Raw genomic sequence first — 16571 nt, 5'->3', positions numbered from 1 at the left:
AATTATTGAGCGCGGTAAATACTGTCGGCATTTAATGGTTTCGGCTTAATCTCTGCCTCTTCCGCTAAACCATCCAGTCCTGAGTACACAATGGTTTCTCCTTTTTTAAGGCCATCTTTAACCAGATAATTGTTGCCGCTTTTACCTGAAATCGTGATCGCTCTGCGTTCCAGCTTGTTTTTCGGACCTACTAAGTACACGAAAATCTTATCCTGTACATCCATCGTTGCTGCTTTAGGCACCATGACTACTTGTTCATGCTGTTCTTCTAAACGGATTTTTCCGGTATTTCCAGAACGTAACAATCCTTGTGGATTAGGGAATATTGCTCTCAGGCTAATAGAACCCGTATTTTTATCGAACTGACCATCTACGATCTGAATCCTTCCTTTATGTGGATACGTTGTGCCATCGGCAAGGATCAGACTTACAGGAGGTAATCTTTTCAGCTTTTCAGCCATATTTGCACCTTTAACCTGTGCGTTAAATTGCAGAAATGCAGGCTCAGACATGGCGAAATAAGCATATACATCTTTCGTGTCAGACAAGGTGGTCATTGGTTCCGGGTCACCTTTGCTCACCAGATTGCCTACTCTTTTAGGGATTTTACCGATGAATCCGGAGATTGGCGCTTTAATCAGTGTGAATCCGATATTGATCTTTGCCGAGGCAATGGTAGATTTAGCCTGTGAAACTGCGGCTTGTGCCTGACTATAATTTGCTTCTGCGGTATTCAATTGCACTTCGGAAACCACTTTGTTCTGCACTAAGGGTTTGATTTTGTTGACTTCAATCTGAGCAGTACGTAAGCTTGCTTTAGCAGCTTCCATGGCCGCATTCGCTGTGTTTAATTGCTCCTGATAAACTCGGTCGTTGATTTTGAAAAGTGGCTGACCAGCTTTTACAAAAGCACCTTCATCCACGAAGATCTTGTCCAGGTAACCATCCACTTGCGGGCGAATGTCTACATTGACTTTGCCTTCAATGGCAGCGCTATATTCGTTAAATGTGATTGCGGATTGCTCCAGCACAGCGATAACCGGAATCTCGGCTGCTGGTGGCGGGGTTCCGCCTGCTGCTTGTTCTGCTCCGCCTTTCGATCCGCAACTGCTTAAAATTAAGACAGGGATGAACAGGGACAATAGCAGGAAATATCGGGTATTGTTTTTAAGATTTAATTGGGAAAACATCTTGATTATGGTTTATGTTCATTTAAAATGTCTGCAAACATAAAAACTATACCCGCGCGATGAGGGTATTAATTGACCGAAATGGATATTTTTGCTGCTGAAACGTAGAAAAACAATGACTGAATTAGCGGTCGAGCCAAGCCTTAAACTGTCCGGATTTTTCCTTGCTGATGATAATCTCCCCTGCGCTTTTACTTTTCAGGATGACTTTGAGTTTGCCATTGAAATAGTTATGGATAGAGAAAATACTGTTCACATGAATCATGTACTGGCGGTTGGCCCTGAAAAAACAAACCGGGTCTAGCTGGTCTTCCAGTTCGTCCATCGTGAAAGGAACAATCAAATCCGTCTGGTCTTCTAATACCAGGTGCGTGATTTTATGTTCGGAGTAAATGTAATCAATCGAAGAAACGAGGATGGTTTTATAGCCATCTTTATAAGGTAAGAGGAAGCGGGAACGGTAAATGACAGACTTAGATTTGATGTAATCCACCAGTTGATCCAATGCCTTATTGGGATTTGTTTCCTGTATAATATGATCGTAAAGGCCTAAAGCTTCCTTTAGTTCGTTCTTTTCAACGGGTTTTAGTAAGTAGGCCAGACTGTAAATCTTAAAAGCCCGAAGTGCATATTCATCATAGGCGGTCGTGAAAATCACCGGACAGTTGATGGTTACTTTAGGAAATATCTCAAAGCATAAACCGTCTCCCAGGCGGATATCCATCAGGATCAGATCCGGATGTGGATGCGTGGTCAGGTAGTTTACACTTTCTTCTACACTGGCCAGAACGCCCATGATGCGGACGTCTTCCCTCAGTTCTGCGAGCAGTTTAATGAGTCTGTTGGCATTCGGCTGTTCGTCTTCGATGATCAGGATATTCATGTTTGAGGGACTATAGTGGAAGTAAAGGTAAATGAACGGCAAAAGTATGCTCGTTTTCTATCACCGAAGGTAGATCTTCTGATAAAAGGGCATACCTGCTGCGTATATTTTCTAAGCCGATACGGGCAGAAGGAATGGATAATTTGATCCGTTGCAGGTTATTACTCACTACAATATGAGAATCGGTATTGTAAATTTCGATGAGTAATGGACTGCTTTTAGTGGCCGCATTGTGTTTAATTGCGTTTTCAATGAGTAGCTGTAAGGTGATGGGAGGGATGCCCCGGTCGTCGTCATTGTTAATGTCTACAGAAACAATCACGTTTTCTCCATAACGGATTCTGATGAGGTATAGATAGGCATCTACAAATTTAAGTTCTTCTTCCAGAGATACAATGTTCTTTTTAAGGTTAGCAATCATGTAACGGTACACCCTGGATAGGTTTCTCAGGAAAACTTCTGCTTTCAGCTGATCTTCCGAGATCAGCTCAGAAAGGGTGCTGAAATTGTTAAACATGAAATGGGGATCAAGTTGTAGCTTGAGCGATTGGAGCTCGGCCTGCATGGCGATTTCTTTAAACTCTGCGGTTTTCAACTTTAATTCTGTGGCTTCAATCATGGTGGTGGTCCATTTTTGTAACAGGAAGTTCCCGGTGGTGATGGCACTGATCAGAATCCCCATAATGACGCATACATATACGAATTGAATGCTGTTCAATTCCTCTTCAAAGGTGGGTTTTTCTTTATAGGTATAAACAAGTGATCCGATATAATATAAAAGGACCATTAGTATGATGACAAACACGATCTGGGTGAGTAATTGTACACTGAAACGCATGAAAGGGCGCTCTGTCCAGGGAATTACTTTATCCAGCATGGAGGAATTGAAGACACTCAGCTCAAAAATCAATACACAAAAAAGAAGGGTTAAACCCGCGTCAGTGATAATTTCTAGTACCGGTCTGTCGAAATACTGCTGATAATAGGGGCTGTAAGGGTTGACGAAATAAGACAGTAAATTCAGTACCACAAATATCAAAGGAATCGTAATAAAACGAAGGTTTCGATTTAATGGTTTGGAAAGCATTGTGTGGGTTTTCACCATATTTCCTTGATTGTGATTTTATTTGCAAAATTACATAAAATGAGCTTTATAATGGAGGAATTTGACTCAGCTGACCAAATGGGTAACTCAAGCGGATAAATGGATTACCCAAATGGGGGTAAAAGAAAAATCCACTAACAGGTAGTGGATTTGTTTCGATGAACAGTTATGGCTGCTAATCGAAGGTAATAATTTTTAGGCTCGCGCTTATTCTTTGTAGGGATCTGTAGTTTCGCGGTATTGTTGCTTCAGGTCGTTTCCAAATTCTTTCGCTTTATCCAACCATTCCGGAGCCTGTTCTGACAGTTCGTCGACAAGAGATTTTCCATTGGCACCTTTTTTTGTGGCATATTTTACAGCCCCAAAAACTGCGGCACCGATCAGTAGAGATTTTAGTAGGCCCATATGGTATAGTTTTTTGATTAATTGCTTCCCTGTAAAAACAATATTGCCCGCTAATAGTTTTACCTTTTACAAAAAAGACCTGCTTTAGCTATTCATAAACGGCTGAAGCAGGTCTTTTTTATAAGGACAAAGAAATATTAAGGTTGTACCGGCATTTTTGCGGCTTCAGCCTCTGCTTTCGCTTTTTTCTTAAAGAAGCCTCTCAACAAGAAGTTATGTTGTAATGCTTCCATATTCTGATCTAGTTTCTTGCTGCTGCCTTCCAGATTTTGCATGATCACCCTGATCTGCTCTGCTGCTTTCTGGTCGTTTAATAACAAACCGGCTGCATTGTCAGATTGGTTTAATTTAGAACTTGCTTTATTCAGGTTGTCTGTTAATGCTGCAGCAGAACTTGCTGTTTTCTTTAACTCATTAACCGAAGCCTGTAGTTGTGAAAATACCATGGTATCGGTCATCATCTTATCAGCTAATCCGCCTTTAGTATTCATCTTTCTGGTGAAAGTGTTTAAGTCTAAAGCCATTTTATTTGCTGCTTCTGTGGTCACTTTTAAGTTCTGTACGATGGCTTTAAAGTTGTCAGCAATCTGCTGATCTGCTAATAAAGCACCGGCAGCACCTTTACCTTCGACCAGATTTTTGGCAAGGATTTTAAAGTCTGAAGTCACATCAACCAGGTTTTTGTTGTTCACCTGGAAAGTTTTCATGATATCATCTGTAGAAAGTGCTGTGCTGGCTACTAAGCGGTCACCGTCTTCCACAAAAGGGAATTTAGGGGAACCACCGGTTACCACAATGATTTTATTACCAATCAAACCGTCTGAACTGATGGTGGCTGTTGCGTCTTTATGAATGTATTTGTGTGCTTCTTCTTCGATGCTTAAAAACACCTGAACCTGTGCAGTGCCAAAGAACTGAACCTTTTTGATGGTTCCAACTTTAACGCCTGAAAACCAAACATTGTTTCCTGCTTTTAGTCCCTGGATATCATTAAAAACAACATCAACAGTAAAGCTTTTTACAAATGTTTTTTTCTGGCCTCCCAAGGTAAAAACTCCTAATACAAAAATGAGTAGTCCAAGGAATACGAATACTCCTACTGTTACTTTGCGACGCGTGTCTGTTACCTGCATATTGTTATTGTATAAAATTATATTCGTAAAATGGTTTTACCCGTTCATCATCGGTATTGAATACCTCATCAAAAGTTCCCTGACGTTCAAATTTGCCATCAAGTAACATCGCCACCCTGTTGCCTACCGCTTTTGCGCAGGTAAGGTCATGCGTGATGACAATAGAACTGGTGTGGAAGCGTTCCTGCACCTCATTGATCAGGTTATTGATTTCCAAACAGGTGATGGGATCTAATCCCGCGGTAGGTTCATCATATAACATCACTTCCGGTTGCAGAATCAATGTTCTGGCGATACCCACCCTTTTTCTTTGTCCACCGGAAAGTTCTGATGGCATTTGGTTGATGGTTTGAAGTAAGCCAACCGCATCGAGCACGCGCTCAACTGCAATATTAACCTCTCCTTTGGTCAGATTTCGCTGGTTCCTCACCAGTGGGAATTCCAGATTTTGTCTAACCGTCATACTGTCGTACAAGGCGCTGTTTTGAAAAGAGAAACCAACTTTTAACCTTAAGGCCAGAAGTTCCTTGTAACTAATTTCATCTACCAGCTGGCCGAGTACCTTTACCGAACCCTGATCGGGGGTAAGGAGGCCGACAATAATCTTGATTAACACTGATTTTCCGGTTCCTGATTTCCCAAGAACCACTAAATTTTCACCTTTATATAAATCCAGATCTACGCCTTTCAGCACGTCATAGGTTCCAAAAGACTTGTATAGTCCTTTGATCTCTATTACTTTCTCCTGATCTATATTGGTGGCTTTCTTTTGTTCCATTATTTTAAGATCAAGTTCTGAATAAACCAAAGAATTGTACGGAGATTACCTCTTCAATAAAGATGAGGAACATCCCGATCACTACCGCTGAGTTGGCCGCTTTACCTACACCCTCAGTTCCTTTGGAAGAGTTATAGCCCTGATAGCAACCTACAATTCCGATGGTAAAACCAAAAATAATGGCTTTAACCGTTGAAGCAGTGATGTCTAAAAAGGTAATCTGTTCTAAAGAGGCCTGAAAAAATGCCCTTGCACTGGTATCCTCAAACAAGGAAACGTTAAGTAGCGCCCCTAACATACCCACCATAGCGGTGTAAAAGGTCAGGATAGGAATGGTAATGGTTGCTGCGAGAACTCTGGTGGTCACTAAAAATTTAAAAGGATTAGTGGCGGAAACTTCCATGGCGTCGATCTGTTCGGTAACGCGCATAGATCCAAGTTCTGCACCGATACTGGAACCTACTTTTCCTGCTGCGATGAGTGAGGTAAGGAGGGGAGCAAGGGTTCTGAGCAAGGCAATGCCGACTAAAGAGGGCAGCCATGAAGTGGCACCAAATTCTGCCAGCGAGGGCCTTGATTGTTTTGTGAATACGATGCCGGTGATGAATCCGGTTAAGGAGATCAGGGCGAGTGAGCGATAGCCGATGTCGTAACATTGTCTCATTAATTCTCTTCCTTCGTAAGGAGGAAGGAATCCTTCCCTGAAAAACCGGGTGACGAACTGACATACGTCATAGAGTGTCAGGAACATCCTGGTAATTTTTCCAGGTGGCTTGGCTTGTTTTTTTAAAATGGCTGGATTTTCAGCTTGGTTATCCATTAATGTGTATCGATGTGTTCAGATAATAGGTGTTATAACAGAGATGTGCAACGCTTATCAAAATTTGCGCCATATTAACGATATTATCTCAATAAAGGTGCTTTAGTAAAAAAAAATGGCCTGTAAATTACAGACCATCCTTTTCATTATAAGTGTTATTTGCCTCCCGGAGGACAGTTTTTCTTTAGAAAGTCGGTGTAAGTCAGCGATAAATGGTGGAAAGTTCCATCTCCTTCGCTGATGCTGTGTGTACGGTTAGGATAAGACATCATTTGAAAAACTTTTCCGAACCTGATCAATTCATTCGCCAGCATTTCGGCATTCTGATAATGTACATTGTCATCTCCGGTACCATGGATATACAATAGATTACCTTTTAGATTTTTCGCATAGCTGATTGGTGATCCTTTTACATACGCTTCCGTCGTTTTTAGGGGAGAACCCATATAACGTTCCTGATAGATATTATCGTAGGTCAGTTGGTTGGCTACTGCTGCAATGGCAATACCTGTTTTGTAAATCTCAGGATATTGGAAAAGCAGGTTTAATGTGGAAGATCCACCACCACTCCATCCCCATACTGCAATCCTGTCTTTGTCAACAAATGGCCATTCCATGATTTTCTTAGTCGCCATAGCCTGGTCACGGATGTTTAATGTACCAATGCTTTTATAAATGCTTTTACGCCATTCTCTGCCTTTTGGAGCAGGAGCGCCACGGTTTTCTACAGAAATATAGATATAACCATCTTTGGCCATATCTCCGTTGTACAAGAAATTACGCCCGGCACCATAAGTATCCGTTACTGTTTGAGAAGCAGGTTCTCCATAAACATAAAATACAACCGGGTATTTTTTAGTGCGGTCAAAGTTGTCTGGCTTCTTCATCCAGCCGTCCATGGTTACGCCATCTTCGGTTGTTACTTTAAAGAATTCTACAGGGTTTTTCTGCGCCTTGATTCTACCCAGTTGATTGGTAATACTGCCTTCCATGGTGAAAGGATTCAAGGTAGTCAGTTTCATCCATTCTGTAATGGTAGGTACCGTTCCACTGGTATAACTATGACGTGCGTATAATCCATTCGGCGAGATGTCATAATTGTGCGTACCCGGCAGGATAGATGGGGTTACCATTTCTGCCTGACCGCCACCACTAAGTTTTGTTTTGTATAAATATTTTTGAGTCGCATTATCCGGAGAAGCCATGAAATATAACAGGTTGTTTTTCTCGTCTACCAGGGCACTTTCGATCACATCAAAATTTCCTTTTGTGATCAGTGTTTGCTTTTTACCATCTTTACTAATGCGGTACTGGTGACGCCAGCCGTCTTTTTCAGTCGACCAAAGGAATTCTTTCCCTGCATTCACCCAGTTCCATCCCTGACCAACATCGATCCATGCTTTATCTGTTTCTGAGTAGATATTCTTTACCGCTCCTGATTTTGCATTGGCAACAAACAGTTTACTTTCATTTTGTTCTCTGTTCAGCTGTTGAAGGATCACCTCATTGCTGTTCGGAATCCATTCCATTCTAGGGATATAATGTTGGATCATATCACCAGGAACGTCTAACCATTTGGTTGCAGCGGTATTGATGTCTACGATACCTACTTTACAGGAAGAAGGGTTTTGTCCAACTTTAGGGTATTCTACCGGTACATTGAAAGAATAGATAGAATCCGTGTTGTTGATCATCAGGAAATTCCTGATGTCGCGGGCATCTAATTGCCAATAGGCGATAGTGGCACCATCAGGGCTCCATCTGAAACCGTCTCTGCAATCAAATTCCTCTTCATACACCCAGTCAAATGTTCCATTGATCATGCGGTCAGTGCCGTCAGTAGTCAGTGCTTTGCTGCTCTTGGTAGTTAAATCATCAACATAGATGTTGTGCTTGCTTACATAAGCCACTTTATTTCCATCCGGGGAGAACTTGGCAAACATCAGTGACGATGCTGGTTTGTCCTGACCGATTTTGGTCATTTCTTTTGTTTTCAAATCTGCTACAAAATAATCACCGCGGGTTTCATATCTCCATACCTTTTTGCTGTTGGTATACAGTAGTATTTTAGTCCCATCTGCAGAGATTTCGAAATCCTTGATGGCTCCAATACCTTTGGAGGCATTGGCATACAGGAAACTCGGGTCCAGAATGATTTTCTCTTCATTTTTAGGAAGTGTGATCGCTACAATGCCCGATTCTTTAATCTGATAATAGGAATTACCGTCTTTTGCCCATTTAAGGTCGGATTGCTTCTGTGCATAGCTTTGTCCGTAACTTGATAGAATAAGCAGGACTGCCAGTTTAAAAAAGAGGTTTTTTAGGTTCATTGTTATAGTGCTATAAATTGCTGATATACTTGTTGAAGGTAAGCTTTCGCCAGGTCTAACCGTTTTTCGGTTCCTTCTTTGTCCTTATCGTTACTATTGTACAGGGTCATTTTACCGACATTATCAAAGGTAACACATTGCTCATTATCAATAAAGCCCATCCCATTGTCCCAGCTAAAATAGGCGAAGGATTTAGTGTAAGGGTTCAACAGGTTTTTACTCCAGTTGAAATCCTTAGCGGGAATGTTTAATTGTGCCAGCAAGGTGGTTGCAATGTCCACTTGTGAAGCTATATTGCTAAATTTCCTGCCTCTGAATTCCGGCTTAATCACCTCTCCAAAAAACAGGAGTGGGATGTGGTAACGCCCCGGAGTTGAAATGTCGTGAATCTCTTTTGGTAAGACATGGCCATGATCCGCCACAAAAATAAACAGGGTATTGGGATACCAGGCTTGTTTTTTGGCATTGTTTAAATACGCATTGATCACAGAATCGGTATAATAAGCAGTGCTTTTAAATTGCGCTACATTATTGGTATTGCCGAATTTATGTTTCCCGGGAAGGGTGTAAGGCTCGTGATTGGTCAGGGTGAGCAAGGTAGAATAGAAAGGTTGTTTTTCGGTATTCAAATCCTGCAGCTGCTTGTCAAATACGGCCTCATCATACTGTCCCCAGAAAGATTTTGGGGTATTTCCTGTGAAGTTATTTTTATCGATGAGCTTTTGATAATCATGACTGAGAATAAAAGCTTTGTAATTGTCGAATTCAGATTCTCCTCCATAATAGAAAGAGGTGTGGTAACCATTTTTTGCCAGGGATTGAGAGATCGCAGGTAACTTTTGCATTTTCTCCGGAAACTTGACAATACTACCTGCGCCAAGTGTTGGAAAACCTGCCAGACTGGCGATAATTCCTTTGTCGGTGCGACTACCGGAAGCATATGCCTGACTAAACAACACGCCTTTGTTCATTAAAGAATCGAAATGTGGGGTAATGCCAGTTTCGTTTCCAAGCGTTTGGGTAAGGTCGGCGGTAAAACTTTCAATAATGACCATGACCACATTAGGGCGGTCGGTCGTTAAAATACGGGTGGTACTATCCTTTTCTACTGCATACAATTCCTGAATCAGCTGTTCTGCTTTTTTAGGATCAAGGTACACATAAGGATTATGGTTGGTCATCTTCTCTGAAAGCAGGCTCCTAAGCAGGTTCCATTCGGTGTTTACTGCCGCATGGTTGAGCAATTGATGTTTAGAGAAGTAGGCCATGCTTTGCGTAATCGGGGAACCTTTAAAGCCTCCACGGATAAACATAAAGGTAAGCGGAAGGAGCAGCACAGCAATGGTGATGCGCCATCCTAATGCTGACTTTTCAAAAGAAAGTTGTTTGGGGATCAGCCGTTTTTGCAGGAAGAATCCAGCGACGATCAGTACCAGTAATACAAGCAGGGATAAAGCAATAGGGGAAGAGGCACCGGAAGCCATCGCTTCTCCGGGCGATGAAAACGCAAAACCAATGGCTTTGGCGTTTACTTTAGTCCCCCATTCGCGGTAAATATTAAAATTGACAACTGAAATGATGCTGAATAAAACCAGCAATACTAAATTATAAATAGAGATCCATTTGATGTTAACGGATTTCCAACCACTGAGTAACCAAATGATATAGCCTAAAAGAGGAATGACAGCAAGATATGCCGTCATCGATAGGTCTAGTAGCAAAGCGTGATAGAAAGTAGCCATGGTTTCCGATAAGGGAACCATAGCTAGCTTTTTATGATAAATTAGAATAAATACCAACCGGTCGATAAAGAAAAACAGCAACCAGAAGATATAGAATCTGAGTAAAAAAATAAGGCTTCTAAACATTTTAGCGAATGCTATTGACCTCCACCTTGCATGGCCTTAATCTCGTCCATGGTTTTCACTTCATAACCTTTAGGTACCTCTAAACTAAAAGGACCAGCTTTTTCTTCTGTCAGACTTTTTAAAGTAGCGGTAGATTTCACACCTCTGTTGAAGCTGGTGAATTTAACAGGCGTTCCTTTAATACCTACAAAATCGCGACCTACTAAACCTGCAGGAAGTTCAATGTCAGTAGTTGCCCATAATTCGTAAGTACCACCTTTGTCATCTTTATACGTGTATTTCTCTGCATCGTAGGTTAAGAACTTTTTCTTCTCGCCTGTAGCTTTGAAATCACTGAACTTAGGATCATTTGCTTTTTCCAATTCGTAATCAGCTTTAGTGCCTTTTACTGCAAATTGCAATTGAGCAACGGGTACATCAATCAGAACCAATGAATTCAATTCTGCAACATTGACAAGCACCGTAATGGTTGCAGGACCTTGCTGCATTTCCATTCTGGACATGTTGCCATTGAATTTGATTTTAGATTCTGTAGGGAACATAGCGGCCATAGGCTGTTGTTCCGGAGTTAAGGAATATTCCAGATCGTAAACAATCGTTCCTTCAGTAATTTTCTTTTGAGCGTGCGCGAAGATTGCTGTACTGACAAGAATAGCAGCTAAAACTCCGGTTTTAATTGATTTTAACATATGATAGTTTTTAGTGTTTACAATATTTGATTCGTATGATACTTTAAATGTTGAATTGATCCGTATTTGTACTGTTTTGATGTGATTACCACTGTATTTTCTCTTTGCTGATAAAGGCAGCAACACCCTTTTTGAAATCTTCACTATCTCTTACTCTGGCATTGATTTGAACGGCAAGTGATAGACAGCTCTCTAACTGCGGGTTGGTGGTTTGACCGATCAATTGTTTTGTCACCATAAGAGAATTGGCAGAAGTTTCAGCACACAAACTTAATGCAAATTCTGTAACCTTAAGATTAATGTCGTCTTTGTTTGTTACAAAAGTGATCAATCCGTAGTCCAGAGCCTGTTGTGCAGAGAACAATTCTCCTGTTAACAGGATTCGCTTGGCAATTGTTTCAGAAGTTTTACGGAGCAAAAAGCAGGATACAATGGCGGGCACAAATCCCAGCTTAACTTCTGTATAGCCGAAATTAGCTTCCGGTACGGCAAAAGTAATGTCGCATACCGTCGCCAGTCCACAACCTCCGGCAATCGCATGTCCTTCTACCTGGGCAATCACCACTTTCGGTAAATAATAGATGGTGGTAAACAGGCGTTTTAAGTTTTCGGAATCGGCTAGGTTTTCCTCATAACTATTTTGCTGCAATTGCAGTAAATAGGCAAGGTCGGCACCGGCACTAAAGGTGGTTCCGTTCGCTTTTAAAATGATGACTTTAACATCGTCATCCTCAGAAGCCTCAATTAATGTTTCTCTAAGTAAGGTAACCAGCTCCGGATTAAGCGCATTACGCTTTTCCGGGCGATTGATAGAAATAGTGGCAATGCGTTGTTCAACAGAGTATAAAACCAATGGCGCTGTCATAGAGTCTGGGGCTAAGTTTCTTTTGCTTTCTATTCAAAAGTAAATAAAAAGAGAATCATTGTGGTGAAAACGTTTTGAAATGTAGGTAAGATTAAGGAGGGAATGATTTGATACTTACAAACCGGATTTGATGGTAATCTAATACCGGTTGAATAAAATATCGGAAAGTGGGGTCTTCCTGCTTTAATTCGGTATAAACAGTGGCCTGATGAGAAAAAAGATAAGCTACAGCTTTGTGTTTTGGTAGGTTAAAATGGATCACCAGTTCCTGATGATATCTTTTGATTGTAGTTAGACTGATGGAAAGTTGCAGCGGTAAAAAAACGGTAAAAGTAGCGAGGAGTAGTTTCCAGTTGCATTTTACTAAAGCGAGTAGACCTAAAGTTAGAGATACAGAAAGGAGTATCAACTCTAATTTATTAATCCATATTCCGGTTAAGCTAGCCCCGGGAAGCGCCGCCAGGTATTGTAATCCGGAATTGTTGAATTGAATCAGCCAGTTCAACGCCGGTGCGAGGAAGTCAAGGCCGGGAATCAGGAGTAAAATCCCCAGATATAGAACTAAGGTGATTGGAATCAGGATAAACAGATTACTCAGCAGGAAGTAAAGCGGAAATTGATGGAAATAATAGATGGATAAAGGAAAGGTGAATAGTTGTGCGGCTAAAGACATGGAGATCATGCCCCATAATTTATAAGACCAGGTGTTTTTGAGCTTCCAGTAGTCCTGTTGGTTCTCGTCTACCGGCCAGAGCTCTTGTAATTTGGGCTGGAGATATAGGAGACCAAGCACAGCCATAAAGGATAGTTGAAAGCCTACATCCCAGATTAGGAAGGGATCATAGAGCAGCATAAAAAAGGCGGCAAACGATAGGATATTATAACTGTTTGTAGATCTGGAATACGTTTGTCCAATTAAAAGTATAGAGAGCATGATGACTGAACGTAGCACGGAAGGCGTACATCCGGTTAGTAAGGCGTAAAACCACAGCAAGCCAAGGATGAGGAATAGCCTGGTTTTTTTCCAGACCCTTCTCTGGTTTAGGAAAGCAAGCGCGTGATTTATAATAAGATAAATCAGCCCTACGTGCATCCCGGAAACAGAAAGCGCATGGATGGTGCCGGTTTTAGCATAGGTATCCAATGTTTCTTTACTGAGTTCTGCACGGTAACCGAGGATAAGTGTGGAGGCCAATCCTACAGAGGTGCTGTCTTTGAGCAACTTTTTATACCGTTCTATTTGTTGAGCGCGGAGGGCTATCGCAAATGTAAACAACCTGTTTCCGGAATTTGGGCGTAGTTTTAAAACTTGGTGCTGCAATAAAAAGCTTTGGTGATGCACGTTTTGTGAAGCCAGCCAGGCTTGATAATCAAACTGTGCCGGATGAAAAGGTGGACTGATCGTTGTAAAGCGGGCAGGAACCAGTAAGGTGGTTCCATAATCGATTACTAAAGGTTGTTTCGGATCTGATTTGATGGCAATCATCAGGGTTCCGGAAGCCTTTTTTGCGCGTAAAGGGTTGTTTCTGGAGCGCTTATCTGACTGTTGACTTTGCTTTTCCTGTAGATAAACTGTTTCAATTTCCACTTTAAATCTTAATATATTGCCTTTTCGTTGCGGCTCATTGATCACCTGAACTTTTAAATAACTGGCTGTGGGTGATTTTGAAAAATGGTCTGGTTTGATCAGGCTTTGATGGTGGTAACACATTAGTCCACCGAAAAAGAATAAAAATAAATGAAATAACAGTCCTATCCATGATTTAAAACGATAGGCTTTAATTTCTAGATAATGGCAGTTGAGCAGGAACAATCCGATTAATAAGACCAGGTTGATAAATATAAAAACAGCTATAAAACCCTCATATCTGAAATGATAAAAGACAACCAGGCCTGTTAGGTAGGGGAGAAGGATTCTGGGGAACACTTGTAGTGGTTTTTCCGGGCTGCTCATGTCTTAAAATGGTTGGCGGATTTTTGTTAAAATTGATGGCGGATTAATAACTTGAGTTCAGACTTTTTATTTCCCTTAATTTCATCCAGACCGGAGCTTATCATTTTTTGATGTGGGTAATAAAAGAGGGCATAGCGCGTCCAGATATCCAGTTTTTTTAGTAAGCGGTAGCGAAGATTTAAAAAGCTGCGGATGCCCTGTCCATAATACCCTCCGGAACCCGATCCATACAACACATCGGCTTCATAAGCATAGATGCGGGACTGATAAGAAGGCGTGTTAAAATAAGCCAGTCTGATATTGCCGGAGATTTTGGATTGCATTGGCGTATAATCCAGGTCCTGATAGAGTAGGTAGCCTAATTCTTTGAGCTGCCTTCCCTGTTGATAATGGATTAGTTCCAGCCGTTGCTGAAACTGAAACTTGCGGTTCAGTTTCCAATTTGCTTCGAGCCTGAAACTGCTTTTCCGGACTTGATCTAAAGACCGTAGCGGAATTATTGATGCGGAGTTTTGTTGCTTTTTTTCGGTTTTAAAGCGCGTGGTTATTTTTAACTGTTTGGAAGGCGTATAAACCATCTGGGCCAGGGTCTCATATCCGGAAGAGGCCGTGTCTACCCTATATTTTTTCTCCGGGAATTTAAAGTAATCGATGTAGAGCGCAAATTTCCAGTGTGAATTGGGGAGGTAATTTAAACCGAGGTACCAGCCTTTTTCATTGCTGGTTTCCGTGTTTTCTCCTATTGCCTGACTAAAAAAGCTATGGTAATCTTTGTCGTACTTCCGGTACAGCAGCACCAGTGAAATCGTTTTGGAAAGGCTGGTCATTGCGCCTTGCAATCCCGCCCATCCACCCGGAACTCCCCTGGCGAGTTCTCCATAAAAGTAAATGTTCTGAAAGGCCGTCTGATAATGCAGGCCGAAATTATTTAGCCTCCTGCCTTCGAAACGGTACTTCCTGTAACTGTCTGGTTCTCTTCGGAAAGCTTGCCCATATTGGCTATGGTAAGCGGAGAAGCCCAGATTTAGCGGATTGCTCAGATATTGTAAGCTCGCGCCATAAACCATTTGCGAAAGCTGCTTTCTGTTTCGGATCTCGGAAGCTGTCCGGTGTAAGCCGCTTTCTGATATGGTGGTTAAGGTAAGCTCTTCAGTGGCATCGGTTTTTAAACTTGCATCCCGTTTTCTGAAAGAATAAAATGGTGTCAGGTAGAGCTTTTCCGGCAATTGAATGGTGCCGGCAATCCCCCGGAAAAAAGCACTTTCATTGGAAGAAGTATAAGGTTTTAAGCCCAGATCTTTACTGGCAACACTGGTTACATCCGGCCCCTTACCCAGCGAAAACCCCGACCAAAGGGCAAGTCCCTGCCCAAATTGCAGGGTGTAATCGCCTAGAACCAGCTTCTGGATGCGCTTGTAATTGAAGAGCGCAATGTTCCCGGAAAGGAAATCAACAACAGGTAATTTACTGCGTCCTATGGTTTCACCAGCATCTTTCTTCATTAAAAGGGAGATGGCGGCAATTTTTTGGTACTGGTATTTATAGCTCAGTAGCAGCTTATCTGCGGAGCCTAGGTATCTGCTCCCCGGTAAATCCCTGAAACCTTTTTGTTGCTCCAGGGTTCTGCCATATCGTACTAAGATTTGCTGTTCAGCTTCCCGATACAGGTCTTTAAGCTTTATGGCGGCATAAGGTGTGATTGGATGAAGGGTAACAAAGGGTTGTATTTTAGAGATCGTTTCCGGATCGAAGCCGGAAATAGATTGTAATTCGAGGAGGTCCAGCAATTTTCCATTAATCAGCAGGTGCTGAAAAAAGCTGATGAGCTGAAGGGGAGAAAGCAGGTACAGTGTTTTCAGTTCTTCTGCGTTGGTATGGTTGAGGTCTATCGGGTGTTTCCGGAGAAAATCCAGCTGCGCTTCAAAGTCGGACAGGTCTTCCTCTTCCTTTCCATTTTCGGCAAGGTGCTCCCTCCATTCTTTGAGCTGTTCTTCTTCCTGTGCGAATACCGGAAGGCTTGAGCAACTGAGTATAAATATTAAGCAAAAAAATAGTGAGTAGGACATCATGTTGCCTAATCACTATATTATTTATTTGAAATAAGAATTATTTAATAATTAAATTATATCTCTTCGTTTAACTTTAGTAAAAAGTCTTTTAACTTTTCGAGAGAAGCGATGATCTTTTGGTTTTCTTTTACTTCGGAAGTATTGTTCTTTAAGTGTTCCTTCGCTCCTTTAAGTGTGAAGCCTTTATCATCTACCAGGTGGAAAATGATCTTTAGATTTTCAATGTCTTCAGGAGTGAATAAACGGTTACCTTTTTTGTTTTTTTTAGGCTGTAGTACATCAAATTCTTTCTCATAAAAGCGGATCTGAGATGCATTTACGTTAAACATTTCGGTGACTTCACCCATCGTATAATACATTTTATTAATTTCCCGTTCTTTGTAAGGCATAGTTTGATCTTGATTATTAGTGGTTTACGGAATTTATATAAAGTGTTCAAATGTAAAGGGATTTTAGTAGAATACCGCAATAAAATTTTAATT

Annotated in this window: 14 protein-coding genes; all 14 read right to left on the bottom strand. The window is 41.5% G+C overall.

Annotated elements, in window-relative coordinates:
- Positions 1–2: 2 nt before the first annotated feature.
- On the bottom strand, positions 3–1190 hold the full coding sequence (locus tag R2Q66_RS17150; protein ID WP_316751238.1) for an efflux RND transporter periplasmic adaptor subunit: 1188 nt from the start codon (positions 1188–1190) through the stop codon (positions 3–5).
- A gap of 124 nt (positions 1191–1314) precedes the next feature.
- A complete protein-coding gene (locus tag R2Q66_RS17145; RefSeq protein ID WP_316751236.1) occupies positions 1315–2073 on the bottom strand; it encodes a LytTR family DNA-binding domain-containing protein in 759 nt (252 codons plus the stop codon).
- A 10-nt stretch (positions 2074–2083) separates the two neighbouring features.
- The gene (locus R2Q66_RS17140; protein WP_316751233.1) at positions 2084–3178 is read right to left on the bottom strand and encodes a sensor histidine kinase; all 1095 of its coding nucleotides are present in this window, start codon (positions 3176–3178) and stop codon (positions 2084–2086) included.
- Between the two features lie 207 nt (positions 3179–3385).
- Positions 3386–3583 carry a YtxH domain-containing protein gene (locus R2Q66_RS17135; protein WP_316751231.1) on the bottom strand — a complete coding sequence of 66 codons (198 nt, stop codon included), beginning with the start codon at positions 3581–3583 and terminating at the stop codon, positions 3386–3388.
- 137 nt (positions 3584–3720) lie between these two features.
- Positions 3721–4716, bottom strand: a complete 996-nt coding sequence (locus R2Q66_RS17130; protein WP_316751229.1) for an MlaD family protein — start codon at positions 4714–4716, stop codon at positions 3721–3723.
- Between the two features lie 4 nt (positions 4717–4720).
- A complete protein-coding gene (locus tag R2Q66_RS17125) occupies positions 4721–5494 on the bottom strand; it encodes an ABC transporter ATP-binding protein (protein ID WP_316751227.1) in 774 nt (257 codons plus the stop codon).
- A 10-nt stretch (positions 5495–5504) separates the two neighbouring features.
- On the bottom strand, positions 5505–6314 hold the full coding sequence (locus R2Q66_RS17120) for an ABC transporter permease (RefSeq protein ID WP_316751225.1): 810 nt from the start codon (positions 6312–6314) through the stop codon (positions 5505–5507).
- A 155-nt stretch (positions 6315–6469) separates the two neighbouring features.
- The gene (locus tag R2Q66_RS17115; protein WP_316751222.1) at positions 6470–8644 is read right to left on the bottom strand and encodes a S9 family peptidase; all 2175 of its coding nucleotides are present in this window, start codon (positions 8642–8644) and stop codon (positions 6470–6472) included.
- A gap of 2 nt (positions 8645–8646) precedes the next feature.
- Positions 8647–10407: an LTA synthase family protein gene (locus R2Q66_RS17110; RefSeq protein ID WP_316751219.1), complete on the bottom strand. Its 1761-nt coding sequence runs from the start codon at positions 10405–10407 to the stop codon at positions 8647–8649.
- Positions 10408–10523: 116 nt separating this feature from the next.
- Positions 10524–11201, bottom strand: a complete 678-nt coding sequence (locus R2Q66_RS17105; RefSeq protein ID WP_316751217.1) for a hypothetical protein — start codon at positions 11199–11201, stop codon at positions 10524–10526.
- A gap of 85 nt (positions 11202–11286) precedes the next feature.
- Positions 11287–12066 carry an enoyl-CoA hydratase/isomerase family protein gene (locus R2Q66_RS17100; RefSeq protein ID WP_316751215.1) on the bottom strand — a complete coding sequence of 260 codons (780 nt, stop codon included), beginning with the start codon at positions 12064–12066 and terminating at the stop codon, positions 11287–11289.
- Between the two features lie 91 nt (positions 12067–12157).
- On the bottom strand, positions 12158–14020 hold the full coding sequence (locus tag R2Q66_RS17095) for a ComEC/Rec2 family competence protein (protein ID WP_316751213.1): 1863 nt from the start codon (positions 14018–14020) through the stop codon (positions 12158–12160).
- A gap of 26 nt (positions 14021–14046) precedes the next feature.
- Positions 14047–16089: a helix-hairpin-helix domain-containing protein gene (locus tag R2Q66_RS17090; protein ID WP_316751211.1), complete on the bottom strand. Its 2043-nt coding sequence runs from the start codon at positions 16087–16089 to the stop codon at positions 14047–14049.
- Positions 16090–16142: 53 nt separating this feature from the next.
- Positions 16143–16478, bottom strand: coding sequence for a MerR family transcriptional regulator (locus R2Q66_RS17085; protein WP_062547648.1), 336 nt, complete (start codon positions 16476–16478; stop codon positions 16143–16145).
- Between the last annotated feature and the right edge of the window lie 93 nt (positions 16479–16571).

Origin of the sequence: Pedobacter gandavensis (genome assembly GCF_032677645.1) — a bacterium.
GTDB classification, from domain to species: domain Bacteria; phylum Bacteroidota; class Bacteroidia; order Sphingobacteriales; family Sphingobacteriaceae; genus Pedobacter; species Pedobacter gandavensis_A.
This window is presented reverse-complemented; position numbering and strand designations above follow the sequence as displayed.